Origin of the sequence: Candidatus Erwinia haradaeae, assembly GCF_900698985.1 — a bacterium.
Taxonomy (GTDB): domain Bacteria; phylum Pseudomonadota; class Gammaproteobacteria; order Enterobacterales; family Enterobacteriaceae; genus Erwinia_E; species Erwinia_E haradaeae_B.
In genome coordinates this window covers 633,173-649,058 of record NZ_LR217730.1, presented here as the reverse complement: position 1 = coordinate 649,058, position 15,886 = coordinate 633,173, and the positions used below count along the sequence as shown (strand labels likewise).

At 29.1% G+C, this 15,886-nt stretch carries 7 protein-coding genes and 1 pseudogene; 4 read left to right on the top strand and 4 right to left on the bottom strand.

Annotation, left to right across the window (positions count from 1 at the left end; genetic code table 11):
- Positions 1-211 precede the first annotated feature (211 nt).
- Together mrcB and ribA are read right to left on the bottom strand one after the other, a co-directional pair.
- Positions 212-2,497, bottom strand: a pseudogene (gene mrcB, locus ERCIPSPA2889_RS02050) (bifunctional glycosyl transferase/transpeptidase); the annotation flags it as partial.
- A gap of 2,007 nt (positions 2,498-4,504) precedes the next feature.
- The gene (gene ribA, locus ERCIPSPA2889_RS02045; protein WP_157989201.1) at positions 4,505-5,092 is read right to left on the bottom strand and encodes a GTP cyclohydrolase II; all 588 of its coding nucleotides are present in this window, start codon (positions 5,090-5,092) and stop codon (positions 4,505-4,507) included.
- Positions 5,093-6,375: 1,283 nt separating this feature from the next.
- Between ribA and ERCIPSPA2889_RS02040 the strand changes: the two genes are divergently transcribed.
- The 4 genes from ERCIPSPA2889_RS02040 (at position 6,376) to secF (ending at position 13,513) form a co-directional block, all read left to right on the top strand.
- Entirely contained in the window at positions 6,376-7,074 is a 699-nt protein-coding gene (locus ERCIPSPA2889_RS02040) for a phosphatase PAP2 family protein (protein ID WP_157989200.1), read from the top strand.
- 1,746 nt (positions 7,075-8,820) lie between these two features.
- Positions 8,821-9,930 (top strand): tRNA guanosine(34) transglycosylase Tgt, encoded by a 1,110-nt coding sequence (tgt, locus tag ERCIPSPA2889_RS02035; RefSeq protein WP_157989199.1) that lies wholly within the window; start codon positions 8,821-8,823, stop codon positions 9,928-9,930.
- A gap of 786 nt (positions 9,931-10,716) precedes the next feature.
- Positions 10,717-12,552, top strand: coding sequence for a protein translocase subunit SecD (gene secD / locus ERCIPSPA2889_RS02030; RefSeq protein WP_157989198.1), 1,836 nt, complete (start codon positions 10,717-10,719; stop codon positions 12,550-12,552).
- Positions 12,553-12,559: 7 nt separating this feature from the next.
- Positions 12,560-13,513, top strand: a complete 954-nt coding sequence (secF, locus tag ERCIPSPA2889_RS02025) for a protein translocase subunit SecF (protein ID WP_157989197.1) — start codon at positions 12,560-12,562, stop codon at positions 13,511-13,513.
- A gap of 35 nt (positions 13,514-13,548) precedes the next feature.
- Here secF and prmC read toward each other — a convergent pair whose 3' ends face one another.
- Together prmC and prfA are read right to left on the bottom strand one after the other, a co-directional pair.
- On the bottom strand, positions 13,549-14,379 hold the full coding sequence (gene prmC, locus ERCIPSPA2889_RS02020; RefSeq protein WP_157989196.1) for a peptide chain release factor N(5)-glutamine methyltransferase: 831 nt from the start codon (positions 14,377-14,379) through the stop codon (positions 13,549-13,551).
- A gap of 5 nt (positions 14,380-14,384) precedes the next feature.
- On the bottom strand, positions 14,385-15,464 hold the full coding sequence (gene prfA, locus ERCIPSPA2889_RS02015; protein ID WP_157989195.1) for a peptide chain release factor 1: 1,080 nt from the start codon (positions 15,462-15,464) through the stop codon (positions 14,385-14,387).
- Positions 15,465-15,886: the final 422 nt, after the last annotated feature.

Sequence of the window (15,886 nt, the reverse complement as noted above, 5' to 3'; positions counted from 1 at the left end):
AATTATCAGTATTTTATCATCATAAGTAAAGCGTAATTATTATATCTTTTATAATAAATGTATGTAAAGAAAACATATTAACATAATATCGTATATCTATATAAAAATTATTACTATATTCTAATGTGAGGGCCCTATATAAATAAGCAATGACATTGCTATATATCGCATATATAACACAATATATATTGTGAAATTTTTATAAACAGTATTAATGCATACCTGTCATGAAACGGTGAAATATGCTCTTAATTTGAACAGTAATTTTATTTCGATATTTTTTCTGAGGTTTTTCACTATTCTGACAAAGTCCATATAAATTCATAGTTGTCCATATCGGAAAGTATTGACTGATTGCATCATTATTGCAGGAGAAGCTACCAGAAGGATTTATTGGCATTAGTACGATATCTTCCGGTGGGGTAAGTATTAATGGCCATGGGGTATGTTTTGTGAGGTAACGTTTATAAATCTGCATAGCTTCATTTTTACTGCATAATTGGATTTTCTGATTATTATCACGACCAACCCAAGTAATGGTTACTTCTTTTCCATCAATACCCGAAAACCAATTATCTATTAAATAATTAGTTGTACCCGCTTGGCCTGCTAAATGAGCTGCAGGATGTAAAGCTCCAAGCGTGCTTTCGGTACCATGGTCAATTACTTGCTGCATAGCATATAATGTAAGATATGCTGCTTGAGGTGAAAAACTACGAATTGTTTGGGGAAACCGCTCATAAAGTACTATACCATTCTCAGAAAGAACAGAACATAGCGTTGATAATTTTGAATAGTTACCACCACTTGCAATTGTTTGAAATACTTGAGCTACTTCGACCGGAGTTAGATGTAAAGCCCCTAGTAATATTGTAGGTAAAGGTTTCAATTGATCTTTTGGTGCACCAAGTCGACTCCATGTCTCCAGTATTGAATGGAGCCCTAAGGTAATCCCAAGGTTAACTGTGGGAACATTTATTGAATAAGTCAGTGCATCTATTAACATAACTTGACCGTTCAATGATCGAGAATGATTTATTGATCTCCATGTTTTGTCATTTAACTGTCTTAACGGGATAGGATTATTAGATATCCAAGTATTTAAACGATAGGAGTCCGGTTTACCAAATGCGGTTAAATAAATTGCAGGTTGCGCTAAAGAACCAATAGGTCGATGTACACATAATGCACGATTGTACCCTAAAAACTTTGGATTACTACCACCCACCATTGCACGTATTTCCCCAGTAAAGCGGTCCACTATTACCATTGCGCTTTCTAAATCATTAAGGCTTTTTTCTTTTCGTAGGATTTCGACACCTTCTCTTACTGATTTTTCAGCTGAATCTTGTGATAATGGATCGAGTGTAGTAAAGATTTTTATCCCAGAATAATCTTGAATTTTATTGCCTAAGTTAGCCTGTAACTCATGATCAACCAATTGCATAAAGGATGCTTGTGTAGTCATTAGATTACTTTCATGATTAACCCCTAAAGATCGAGCTCTTAATTTTATATAACATTCTAAATCTATTATATTCTGCTGTCGTACAAGTCGTAAAAGTAAATTACGACGCTCTAATGTTATGCTTGGATTACGCCATGGATTATAAAATGAGGCACCTTTTACCATAGCCACTAATAATGCTTGTTGATCTAAAGTAAGCTCATTCACTGGACGTCCAAAATAATAAAGGCTTGCTAAAGGAAATCCATGGATTTGATTGTTCCCAACCTGTCCAAGATAGACTTCATTTAAATATAGTTCAAGAATTCGATCTTTATTGTATCGTGCGTCCATAATTATAGCCATATAGGCTTCATTAATTTTACGTAATAGCGAGCGCTGGTTAGTAAGAAATAGATTTTTAACTAACTGCTGAGTTAGAGTGCTGCCACCTTGTATAGTATGTCCAGCAATAATATTCTTTAAAAAAGCTCGAGCAATAGCATGCAAACTAATACCAGCATGATGGTAAAAGTGACGATCCTCAGTAATAAGCAGTGTTTTAACTAAAAAATCTGGAAAACTAGATCGCTCTAAAAAGAGGCGTTGTTCTCTATTTGGAGCATTTAAAAAGGTAATTAAACGAGGATCAAGACGGAACAAACTTAAATTATGACCACTATCAAGGTCCTGTATTTTATGTAAAAAATTATTACTAAAAGTAAGGCAAATCCGCCTTGCTTCTTCTGGATTTTTGGGAAAAGCAAAAGGGCGACGAATCATTTCAATACTATCTTTCTTTACAGTAAATTCACCAAGATGCAAAGTATGTGTCACTTTGCGATATTGCGCTCCTTCTAGTAGGGCAATCATATTTTGCTGAGTGTATGGAATATTGGGCTTAAGAGTCACTATGCGACTATATACTGCAGCCGGAAGTCGCCAGATCTTTCCATTAATACGACACTGTATTTTATAATCTAGCCAAAAACCATATACTATGATTATAAGAAAACCCATAAATAAATATTTTATAATGATTTTCATGAAATATTTATTGTAAGCACAGGATGTTCTATTTTTTTATTGCATATCATACTTTTCCTATGTATTTTATTTGATTCGCTTAAATCTGTAATTATTTTAGTTTATTTTTTATTTCTCAGGTTTTTTATCTTCTATACGATAAGTATATAATCCTTTCATGTTCTCTTAGAGCAGTTAATGATCCTAAGGTATATATAGTATATACTTATTATCTTTTAAAATAATTCATATAGTATTTTTTATATTTTTGAGTATTTTAGGTACAATGCGTTCTGTATTTCACATTATATTATAAAATCACTTTCTCTTGTATATATGTAAATATGTAGATGACCATATATTTGTACACAGAGATAATTTGCTAAATATTGGAAGCTCATCTTTAATCTCTACATAAAAACAAGAACCCTTATAAAATAATTTTTTATCTACACTAAATGTATGCAGAAATGTAAAACAATAAAATTAGGTATAAACTGTTAATACTAGAATAATTTTGCTGTTTATAGTTTTATTCAATGCTATTGAATATCTGTGTTGGATTATATCTTTTTACTTCATTGGGATAAAAGTATTGTATAATTACAGTAGTGATATAAAAATATTTCTAAAGTTAATCTAATCCGATTTTAAGCATTCAAATATAAAGATAGTTAATTACCGTTATGGTATTAATAAAATTTTTATAAAAATAAAACTACTTAACTCATAAGATTTGATCTTATCGTTTATTATCAAACATAACTTATGGATTTATTTTAAATATACATGTAAAAATATACAAAAAATCACTATGAACATATCATGAGATTATATGATGATAAATAATAATTGTGAATATATTCAGATAGATTGATTCAAGAGTTTTTATATACCCTAGTTTCTCAACTCCTTCCTACTAGAAATATACTGCACTGTTTTTATATTTTTATTCAGATTACTTGATTTAGATAATGCTTATTATCTAGTGTAATATACACATTTATAGAAGCATTAGCCTTTGAGACTCCAAGTTATTATAATAACTCAGCAGAAGTCATATATGACGTAAACTCTTATTGTGCTCAGTAGTAACTAAACTTTTATTATGATGTTTTTTTTAATGTGTTAATTTAACAGATAATCTATTACTGATATTAGTATAATACAATATTGCATTTTAGATTATTTCTATGATAAATTATAATTTTTTTTATAAAAACACAAACGTAATGTGGTGTACTAATCTCTAGCTTGTAAAAACCAAGTAGTTGATTCAATCATATGTAAACTTTATTTTACTATTCATGATATCTTGTTAGTGTTATTCAAGATTGCTAATAAAAAGGTATATAAAACGTTTGATAGAGAGTAATATACTATATAGTATATGCTCAAAATTATTTCTTACTGGAACATGTGCTTAATGTAAGTTTAAAACTCCTGCTAAAGATTTACACAATTCAGAACATAATCAATATTTTTATAAAAGCTAATAGTTATTCTTATAATATATTTAGCATCATAAATGAACCTATAGTACAGATGATACTTAATAAGTTTTTATTCTATTTAAATAGTTATAGATTTAGTTAATCTTTATTAAGCATAAAATGATTTTTTATAAAATGCTTGGATAAATTTAGTTAATTTAAGAATAAAAAAAATAGTTTTTTATTATCTGTTGATAGATAATTTTAATATTTTTTAGAAAATTTTTTATTTAAATATATAGCTATACAAAAGCATCATAATCTGATTGATATCCCATTGGATAGTGAGAGTCGAATACTACGAAAAGACTTTATATTCTCTATATGATTAAATATTATTTTTTATTTTTACAGGACTGAGATCTAAGTTAATATTAATCTATTAATAATCAAATTGTCGATAATAATATGTCACTTGCATACTAAGATTATTTTATTAAAAATACGCAATAAATTACATAAAAAACAAAATAAGTATATATATTTTATAGCTTATAAAAAATATAATTATCTTTCTCTTAGCAGAAATACCTGTGTATTATGTAAAAAGATGCCCTAACTTAATCGCCTTAGTATCTAAGTAATGAGTATTATTAGGATTTCGTCCAACAATTAAAGGTACACGTTCAATGATTTTTATACCAGCGTCCATAAGCTTTTTAACTTTATGTGGATTATTAGTTAACAGTCGAATATTGTGTACTCCTAGTAGTTTAAACATATCCGCACATATAGTAAAATCACGCTCATCAGCTGCAAAACCTAATTGATGGTTTGCCTCTACTGTATCGTATCCTTTATCTTGAAGAGTATAGGCGCGTATTTTGTTTAATAGTCCAATATTACGCCCTTCCTGGCGGTGATAAAGTAAAACACCACTTTTCTGTGCAGCAATCTGCTTAATTGCTTCCTTTAGTTGGAAGCCACAATCACAACGGAGACTAAATAATGAATCGCCTGTCAGACATTCTGAGTGAACACGTGCTAGAACAGACCTGGTAGTAGATATATCACCAAATACTAAAGCGATATGGTCCCTTCTAGTGGTGAGTTCCTCGAAACCAATTATAATAAAATCTCCAAAAGGTGTAGGGAGATTAGCTTCTGCTACTTGTTTAAGTTGCATATAAATCCCCATAAAATCTTAATGTTACGTGGATTGATTGTATATAAAATAATAATAAAACGATACACAATAATAAATCGACCACGTTCTGCTTTAAAATTACTAGTGTTATGCAATATTAATATTATATTATGTTGATAATGGAGAACTTTTATCAAGTCAATTAAAAATTACTTTTATATAAGTATCAGTATATCTACTATAGTAATAGAAATATAGTGATATACACTTATAATATAGTAAAACAAATTATAAAATATTGTATATTACTATTAATATTAAGAATATTTTTAGATTTCGAATGAATTATCTCATATTATGAGTAATTTAAGAATAATTAAATTAATAATACAAGTCTAAACAATTATCTTACTTTTTAGTTTACAAAATAAAGAAGAGTAATTTATTTAATTTTTTAAATATAGTATTTCTTAATGCCATATATTGATAGAGGGTAATAAATAAGCATAAATTAATTATTTTAATATTGACCTTATATCTTTATCTATTAACAACTTGAGTAGGTGAAGTTGTTATATTCTTTTTTTTACAACTTTATCAAATAACATATGATATTATCTTTTACCCAAAATATTATTATAGATAAAGTATCATTATATTTAAACTTTGACTTATCTTTTCATTGTTATTATGCAATCCATGAAATTATATTTTTATAAATCATATTATTTAATATAGAATTTATTTCTATTAAATATAGTTTTATATTTTAATTATTTATTTAAAATAAGAAGAATTATTATTGTGTATTTTTATAACTAGATTTTAATTACATAACTAAAAAATCTAGTTAATTTTAATTTTACTACATATTTCTGAGAAATATTAAAAAGACATCGTGTATTAGGAAATTAAAAAAAATATTGATCTTCTTTTTTTTATTTTTAGATGTTGTTTTTGTAATTAAAAGATAAAATATTAAAGTAAGAAGAATATTTTTTGCGCCAGTAACTTCAAGAGAAGATGATAGTTTATGTCATTAAGAACAAGACTGATGACATATTCTGATAAACGTGATGCATAGATATAAGATAATAAAATATTATAATACAATCATACATACATCTCATATTTTAAATAATATTATTATATTTATCTAGCAAATGTTTCATTATATATGGACTATTTAAAATTGATACTTTGTATGTAGTTTTAAAAATTCCCAAATAATTGAGATACCACCACCTAAATTTATATAAAACAAGGTCTCTATGATAAAAACTCTAAAATACATTAGTATTACTACATTGATATTACTATTCATGCCAATAATAGTGGCTCTATCTGGCTGGCAATGGGAACCTGTCAATATGAATTCTAACATTAGATTAGCGCTCTGGATTACTGAATCTGCTACCTATCCTTGGGTTATCTTAACTAATATTTTTCTTTGCGGTTATTTTTCTTATCTTTTAAAATCTCGCTTATACTCGATATTATTACTATCAGTTTTTTTAACTTTGATTTTATTAATTGGACAGAGCATAAAGAATCTATTAAAGAATCAAATTCAGTCGCTTCGTCCTTATGACGCATGGCTTTCTAAGAACTATTCTGCAACAATACATAAGTATCCTAACCAACAGTATGTAGAATCGCAGGAAGAATTATATAACATTTTATCTCATAACAAAAATATATCACCTCGTTTAATGCATCATTGGTTTTCTGAAAGTAAATTTTCTTTTCCTTCTGGACATACACTATTTGTTACTACTTGGGCGTTATTAGGAGCTGGTCTTCTTTGGTCACGTCATTGCTATTTTTCTATCTTACTTCTACTAACTTGGGCTATATCTGTCATGGGTAGTCGACTTTTGTTAGGCATGCACTGGCCAAAGGATTTATTAGCTGCTACCATACTTAGTTGGTTAATAGTTACTCTAGCAATTTTTTTATTACATCATGTGCAAGCTTTACTACTGAGAAATATTAATAAAAAAGACACAATAGGTAAATAACAGGCGATCTCTAATTGTTACCTAGTTATCTGATTTTTTTGTTTTTTGATTATAAAAGTTAGCGTATTCTATTAAGATACTAAAATATTTATTTTTTTAAATACAATATAATAATTATATTTTATTTCATTTTTTATAAATAAAATTAGCAATTAATTCCTTAACTGATTTTTTATTTTTTTTACAGTAGGTTAGCGTCATCAAATGCTTGTTAAATTAATTGAATAATAGTGTATTTTTTAATCTTATTTTGATTTATCAGATTAATATTGCTATAATATAATATTAATATAGGTATTTTTTTATCTAATCTGAAGTTTATTAATAAAATACCGCTAAAACTACAAAATTTATAAAGAATCAAATCATACTAAAAAGTAAACCTTTAATAATATTAATAAAAATTAATATTATAGGCAAATCTATTCCTTTTTAAGTAAAAATAAAAAAAACAGTCTCTGGAGCGCCTATTAAAACACCCTAGAGTAATCATACGGTTTCTTTAATATTATCATCTATCTAGTATAACCACGTAATTGCTATTATTAATATAATCAGAGATCCTAATTGAACTAAATATGAAAAAACAATTACCACAATTAAAATAGTTAAAAAATACGCTTTATATTCTTAACTCAGTACTACCCAGTAATTTTTACATATATTTCGTAGCAACTATTTTATAAACTACAGTTTTTATCGTCTGCATTCCGAGTAATATTATAGTCTTACCATAATATGATATAATCCTAATAAAAAACATCAGATTTAATTTTTAATTTATCACTCAATCAGTAAAAAATCTACTAAAATTTAGCAAAAGCCCTAAATGTATCATAAAATGACCTAAAGGCTTATCTTAACTAAAAATAAAATTGGTGGTACGACCAAGACATGATTATAACTATGAGATTAGTCTTTTCCCGCTAGTATCAACAAGATTATGATAATATAAATAAAATCTTTACCCCACTATTGATATAGTATTTAACAAAAAGAACTAAGGACTTTTAAAATCACTAGTATTTGATCAAATTATCCAGAAAAATGTTATTTTCAATGATACTGTGAATCAATAGAATAATAGAAATTATAACAACTAAAATTAGAATTAAGGTCATAACTGAAATAGCGAGTAATCTTACATTCCATAATATATGCTGAATTTTAAGAAAAAGGGATCCAGTGGTAATAAATATAAGGCTATCCTAAGTAAAACTAATAACAAATGGTTGTTAGGACCCATAACCACATCATGCTAAATAAGAGAGATAAATACAAATTAAGAAGACGATATTTAATAGATCTCTATTTTTTTGAATGTGTTGCATTCAAAGCCATAATTATAAGTACTTAAGTAAAATTTTATTATATAATATATAATATTAATCTTGAATATAAAATAATTTTTTATTTAAAATAATAAACACATTAAATTAAATACTCAATCAAAGATATAAATATTAAGAGAGTATTTTTTTAATTTTATTTTTTGTATTTAATAATTGTTATAGAGCAAACTTTCAATATGTATATTTTAAAAATTTGCACACTATAGATTGATTTAAATATATATTTGTATTCTAATAAATTCATATTTCATAAATATAAATTTAGCATTGTAACACTTATTATTCATAGTTAAATTGAAAAAATATAATACTAATAATATGCGCATTAACTTCTTATAAAATATATTAAAAATATATTAAAATTCACTTATAAGTAAAATTTAATGGGGGACAGGTGCAATTTAAGTTAGATAATATTGATGGATATTCTCGTCGTGGTCAAATAATTTTTCAACATAATGTAGTAAATACACCAGCATTCATGCCGGTTGGAACCTATGGAGCTATCAAAGGAATAACGTCAGAAGATCTTCAAGAGACAGGTACTCATATAATTCTTAGCAATGCGTTTCATTTATGGCTACGCCCTGGATTAAGAATTATTAAGATGAATGGCGATTTACATAACTTTATGCATTGGAAGGGCCCGATTCTTACTGACTCGGGAGGGTTTCAAGTATTTAGTTTGAGAGGGCTTAATACAATTAGTGAGGCAGGGGTTTACTTCCGCAATCCAATCAATGGTGACCCTGTTTTTCTTGATCCAGAGACTTCAATGGAAATACAATATATACTAAATTCTGACATTGCTATGATTTTTGATGAATGCATTCCGTATCCATCCTCTTGGAGCTATAGTAAAAACTCTATGGAAATGTCACTTCGCTGGGCACAACGAAGCCGAACTTACTTTAATTTTTTAGGTAATTCTAATGCATTATTTGGTATTACTCAAGGAGGAATGTACGAAGATTTACGAGAGATATCCATGAAAGGTTTATTAGATATTGGATTTGACGGGTATGCTATAGGTGGTTTAGCGGTGGGAGAACCAAAGAAGGAAATGCACCGTATTCTTCAACATGCCTGCTCAATATTACCTCAGGAAAAACCTCGTTATCTAATGGGTGTTGGAAAGCCTCAAGATATTGTACGGGCTGTATCTTATGGTGTGGATATGTTTGACTGTGTGGTTCCTACCCGTCATGCCCGTAATGGATGTCTGTTTGTTTCTAATGGAATAGTGAATATCCGTAACGCAAGATATAAAGATGATACCTCAGTACTTGATCCTGAATGTAACTGCTATACTTGTAAAAATTATAGTCGTTCTTATTTATATCATCTTGATCGTTGTCATGATATTTTGGGTGCGCGCTTAAATACACTTCATAACTTGCATTATTATCAGGATCTAATGTTAAATATACGAAAAGCGATTTCAGAAGGTACATTTAAAAAATTTATTAATCAGTTTTATGATAAGACTGGTTACGCTACATAGTATAACTACAGTATTAACTTAATTATTTAATAAATAATTATGGTTTGTGACATACAGAACTTATATTAATCTCTCTAGAAAATAGATCAACGATTTGCCTAGTAAGATGAAAAAATTATTAATAAAGTAGTAATTGTGATTCAATAATATTAATACTCAGTATAATCATGGATTAATAAAGTCTATGTATAGAAATAAAATATAATTATTATAGATGAAGAATAATTCAAATATCATCGCAACACATCTTATAATAGTATATCGTAAAATAAGCACAAGAAACACAAATGAATAGAAAACAAGTGTAAATAAAAAAAAGAAAATAATACTTAATTAGGCATGTAAGCTGTAGAATGTAGTAATTTACAATGAAAAATATTAATTGTTATTGTAAATAATATATATAAAAATATAAAAAAATAAAATGTATTTTTTTAAAAAATAAATTAGATTTAATAATTAAAAGTGTTCTATTCAAAAGATAGGTATTAAATAGCTCTGTAGGAATATATTTATAAAAAGTTTTTCTAAAAAACCCTTTATTTTTTTAAAAAGACAACGAAAAAAATATAAGAAGTAGCATAAAAAATATTTTATGTATCTTTATATAAATTATATATACATTAAGATGTGATAGTCTAATTAAGAAAATAAGCAATATAAATATATTATATATAATGAATCTTTAATTATCATATAAACTGTGTAAAATACAACTTTATTTTATTTTATTTTATTTTAAAGGTCATCACAATATTGTAATTACCTTTCCTTAAGGACGCGTCCATGTTAAATCGTTATCCTTTATGGAAGTATCTGATTCTAATTGTTATATTACTCATTGGCTTGTTATATGCATTACCAAACCTATATGGAGAAGATCCAGCTATTCAAATTACTAGTACAAGTAAAAATATTGTAAATAAAAACGTTCTGACTAACATTCAAGATATTCTAAAACAAAACAATATTCAAAGTAAATCTTTTATCTTTGGCTCTGAAGATATTTTAATACGTTTTATAAACACCGATCTGCAGTTGAAGGCACAAGAAGTCATTTCTAGACTGCTTGGAAAAAATTACATAGTGGCTCTAAATCTTGCACCGGCAACACCTAAATGGTTGGCTATGTTATCTGCAAACCCAATGAAACTTGGTCTAGATTTACGTGGTGGCGTTCATTTTCTTATGAAAGTGGATATGGATGCTGTTGTAAATAAATTACAAGAAAACACCCTAGACACACTAAGGCAAAGGCTAACTACACAGGGTATTCATTACATCAATCTCCAAAAAATGAATCACTGTGAGGTTGCAGTGCATTTCCGTGATAAGCTAGATTGTGATAAATTTACTAAATATTTGCTTTCTTTTCCTTCTGATATGGTTTTTCGAAAACATTCTGATTCTTTCTTAATAATTAGGGCAAGCGATCAGAACATACAAACTGCTCGCGAATATGCATTACAGCAAAATATACATATTTTACGAAATCGAGTTACTCAATTAGGTTTAGCTGATACTCTCGTGCAAAGACAAGGGGATGAGAGTATCATAGTAGAGCTGCCAGGTATTCAAGATACTGCGCGCGCTAAAGAAATTCTTGGCGCTACAGCAACGTTAGAATTTCGTTTAGTTAACCCCCTGACCAATTCTCATGGAGTTATACCGAATAACTCAGAATTAAAAAAAACACGTGATGGACAAGTAGTAGTTTTATATAAAAAAGTTATTTTAACTGGAAATCATATTATAGATTCTACTTATAGTACTAATGAATATAATGAGCCAGAGGTTAATATTTCACTAGATAATGAAGGTGGTAATATAATGTCTAGCTTTACCAAGAATCACATAGGTAAATTAATAGCGACTCTCTTTATTGAATATAGAGAGCGCGGTACAAGTAACATGAATACTCATTTTTCTTTAGAAAAACATGATGAGATTATTAATCTCGCACATATTCAGTCTTCATTTGGTAATTATTTCCGAATTAGCGGAATAAATTACCCAAAAGAAGCACGTCAACTTTCGTTACTTTTGCGAGCCGGTGCTTTAATTGCACCAATACAAATTGTAGAAGAGCGTATTATTGGTCCAAGTCTAGCATCACAAAATATTAAACAAGGTATAGAGGCCTGTATATGTGGTCTTTTTGCATCTATTACTTTTATGATCGTGCGATATAAAATATTTGGATTAGCGGCTACTTGTGCACTTCTGGCTAATTTAATACTCATTGTAGCAAGCATGTCAATATTGCCGGGTGCCACACTTACCATGCCAGGTATTGCGGGTATTGTTTTAACTCTAGTAGTAGCTGTGGATGCTAATGTGTTAATTAACGAACGCATTAAAGAAGAACTATACAATCAACATTCTATACAAAAAGCTATTCATATCGGTTATAAAGCAGCATTTTCAAGCATTTTAGATGCTAATATAACAACGCTAATCAAAGTAATTATTTTATATGTAGTTGGTTCTGGTTCAATTAAAGGTTTTGCAATTACTACTGGAATTGGTATAGCTACTTCTATGTTAACTTCACTGATAGGCACGCGTGCCATAATTAATTTAATATATGGCGGGAAACGTATACATAAATTATCTATATGAGAGTAATATGTTGGAACAAAATGGTAGTAAAGATATTAATTATAGAAAAAACATAGTGCAATTTATGCATTGGAAGACAATCGCTTTCTCTATTTCAGCATTTTTATTAATGTTAGCACTAATAATAATTAGTGTGCGTGGTTTTTATTGGGGCCTTGATTTTACTGGTGGCGCGGTCATCGAAGTTTTTCTTCAAAAACCAGATAATTTAGATCACATACGTAGCAGATTAAAAGAAGTTGGTTTTACTAAAATACAAATACAAAATTTTGGTAGCAGTCATGATTTTATAATACATATACCTTTACAAGAAAAACATCCAAATACTGATTCAGGAGGTCAAATTCTCAAAAGTATTCAAGATATAGTTCAAGAAAAAATTATCGTGAAACGTATTGAATGCGTAGGTCCTCGTGTTGGCAGCGAACTATTAATAATAGGAGGTGTAGCTTTACTGTCAGCGTTAATAGCGATTTTTTTATATATTGCTATCCGTTTTGAATGGAGACTAGCTTTAGGAACAGTGTTAGCTTTAACACACGATATAATTATTACTATAGGCGCTCTATCTCTATTTCAAATAGAGATAGATTTTACTATTATTGCATCTTTACTATCAGTAATAGGTTATTCCTTAAATGATAAAATTGTAGTTTCAGATCGTATTCGTGAAAATTGTCGAAAAATCTCTACCACTACTTTTTCTTCGTCTTATATTATTAATCTTTCTATAACACAAACAGTTCAGCGGACAATCATTACCTCAATAATAACCTTAATGATGGTATTCATTTTATTTGTTTTTGGTGGGGCTATGCTAAGGGGGTTTTCCTTAACTATGTTCATTGGTATCATTGTTGGTACAATTTCTTCTATTTATACATCTTCTGCTTTAGCATTACAGTTAGGTATGCAACGAGATCACTTAATCGGTAATAGAAAAGATCAGGTAATAGAATAATGATGTTAAATTTTTTTTATATCAATATTTTTATCTCACAAAGAGCGTCCTAAAGTAACGCGATCATTTCCACCATAATCTTGAAAGGTTGATATTTCACAGAATTGGTTCTCACTCATAATACGTCGAATTATGTTAGCTTGTTTCCAGCCATGTTCTAGTAAGAGCCATCCGCCGGGTATTAAATATTTTCCTGATTCTGTTATAATCAATTTAATATCAGCAAGACCGCTATCACCCGAAACTAACGCATGTTTTGGTTCAAAACGAAGATCTCCTTCCAGGAGGTGCTGATCAGTGATATCCATATAAGGTGGATTGCTAACAATTATACTAAACTTCCGATCTTTTATAGTAGAGAACCATCTACCGAAGATAAAAGTAGCATTTTTTAAACCTAATCTTCTGGCATTATATTTAGCTAATCTTACAATAGAGGAGATACAGTCAACTCCTAAAACTGAACAATCTGTACGCTCACTAGCTATAGCTAGTGCTATAGCACCACTACCAGTACCTAAATCTAGTATGTGACAACTTTTTATTGGAAGATGAGCTAATGCTTGTTCCACTAATATCTCACTATCTGGGCGAGGGATCATTACATCAGATGTAAGATGTAATACAAGAGACCAAAATTCACGTTTTTTTATAAGATATGCGATTGGCTCTCCAAAAGAGCGTCGTGCTAATAATTTTTCAAGTTTTACGAGAATGCAGGATGAGAGAACACTATCATCAAAGCCAATTAACCAACTTCTATCTTTACCTGTTACAAACCCTAATAAAATTTCTGCATCTCGACGTGGATTTTCATTGTATTGCAGTTGTTTTATTGCAATCTTCATCCAGTCACGTATCTTCATTTATCTTACCCAGAAGAAAGAGCCGCTAGCTGATCTGCCTGATATTCTTGAATAATAGGTTCAATAAGAGTGTCTAATTTTCCTTCCATTACTTCATCTAAACGATATATAGTTAGCTGGATACGATGATCAGTAATTCTCCCTTGTGGAAAATTATAGGTACGATGACGATCCGATCGATCACCGCTACCTAGTAAATTTCGGCGTGTAGATGCTGTAATCTGCTGACAACGAATCCTTTCTGCGTTATGTATGCGTGCAGCGAGAACTGAAAGAGCTTTTGCTTTATTTTTATGTTGCGATCGTTCATCTTGACATTCGACTACCATTCCGGTTGGAAGATGGGTAATGCGAATTGCTGAGTCGGTCGTATTAACATGTTGCCCTCCGGCTCCAGAAGAACGAAAAGTATCAATTTTTAATTGATTAGTATTAATTACTGAAAGCTCAATTTCTGGAAGTTCAGGCATCACTGCTACGGTGCATGATGAAGTGTGAATACGACCTTGAGATTCAGTATCTGGCACACGTTGTACACGATGACCTCCGGATTCAAACTTAAGACGTCCGTAAGCACCCTTGCCGATCACCTTAGTAATAATTTCCTTATAGCCACCAATTTCGCCTTCATGAGCACTTATAATGTCAACTTTCCAATACTGAGAATCGGCATAGCGGCTGTACATGCGAAATAGATCACCAGCAAAGATTGCTGCTTCATTACCGCCTGTACCAGCACGTACTTCTAAATAGCAATTATGTTGATCATTATCATCTTTAGGTAAAAGAAACAAATGTAACTGTTTTTCTAAATAGTTATTAATTTTATATAATGCTTGTAACTCTTCATGTGCTATGTCGCGCATTTCATCATCAGTCATCATGTCTTCAGAATTTTTAATGTCTTCTTGGTTTTTTTTCCATTTATCAAAATATTGACTAACATTTATTAACTGTGAATATTCACGGGATAGCATTCGAAAACGTTCTTGATCAAAAATTACACTAGAATCGCTTAGCATTATTTCAAGCTCTATATGACGCTCTTTTAAGGACTCTAATTTAGATATTATGGAAGGCTTCATATGTATAATAATACCTTATCAATCTGATTGATCTTATTAAGGTAACAGATCATATTAGAATAATATATATATCAAAAATAAACAACACGCACTACCATTTTCTAAGACTTATATCTGTTCTTTTAAAGCTTTTTCATTATATAGCGCACTTGCTAGTAGAAAAGAATATTTAATGAAAATTAAATATTTATTGAGCATAAAAATCTTATTAATAATCATCACTTGAGCGATACCTAACAGAGTAAGAGTCTCATCGTTAAGTTCTTTATAGTATTAGAGAACATTATCCTTTAGTTCCTAAAGGATAATGTTTTTTGAGGAATTTTTTATTATACTTGATATTTAATATACTCTAAACATTTCTTCAGAGTAAGGTTTGATCTGAAAATTTCAGATCTGTTTTTCTCTATAATTAGCCATTA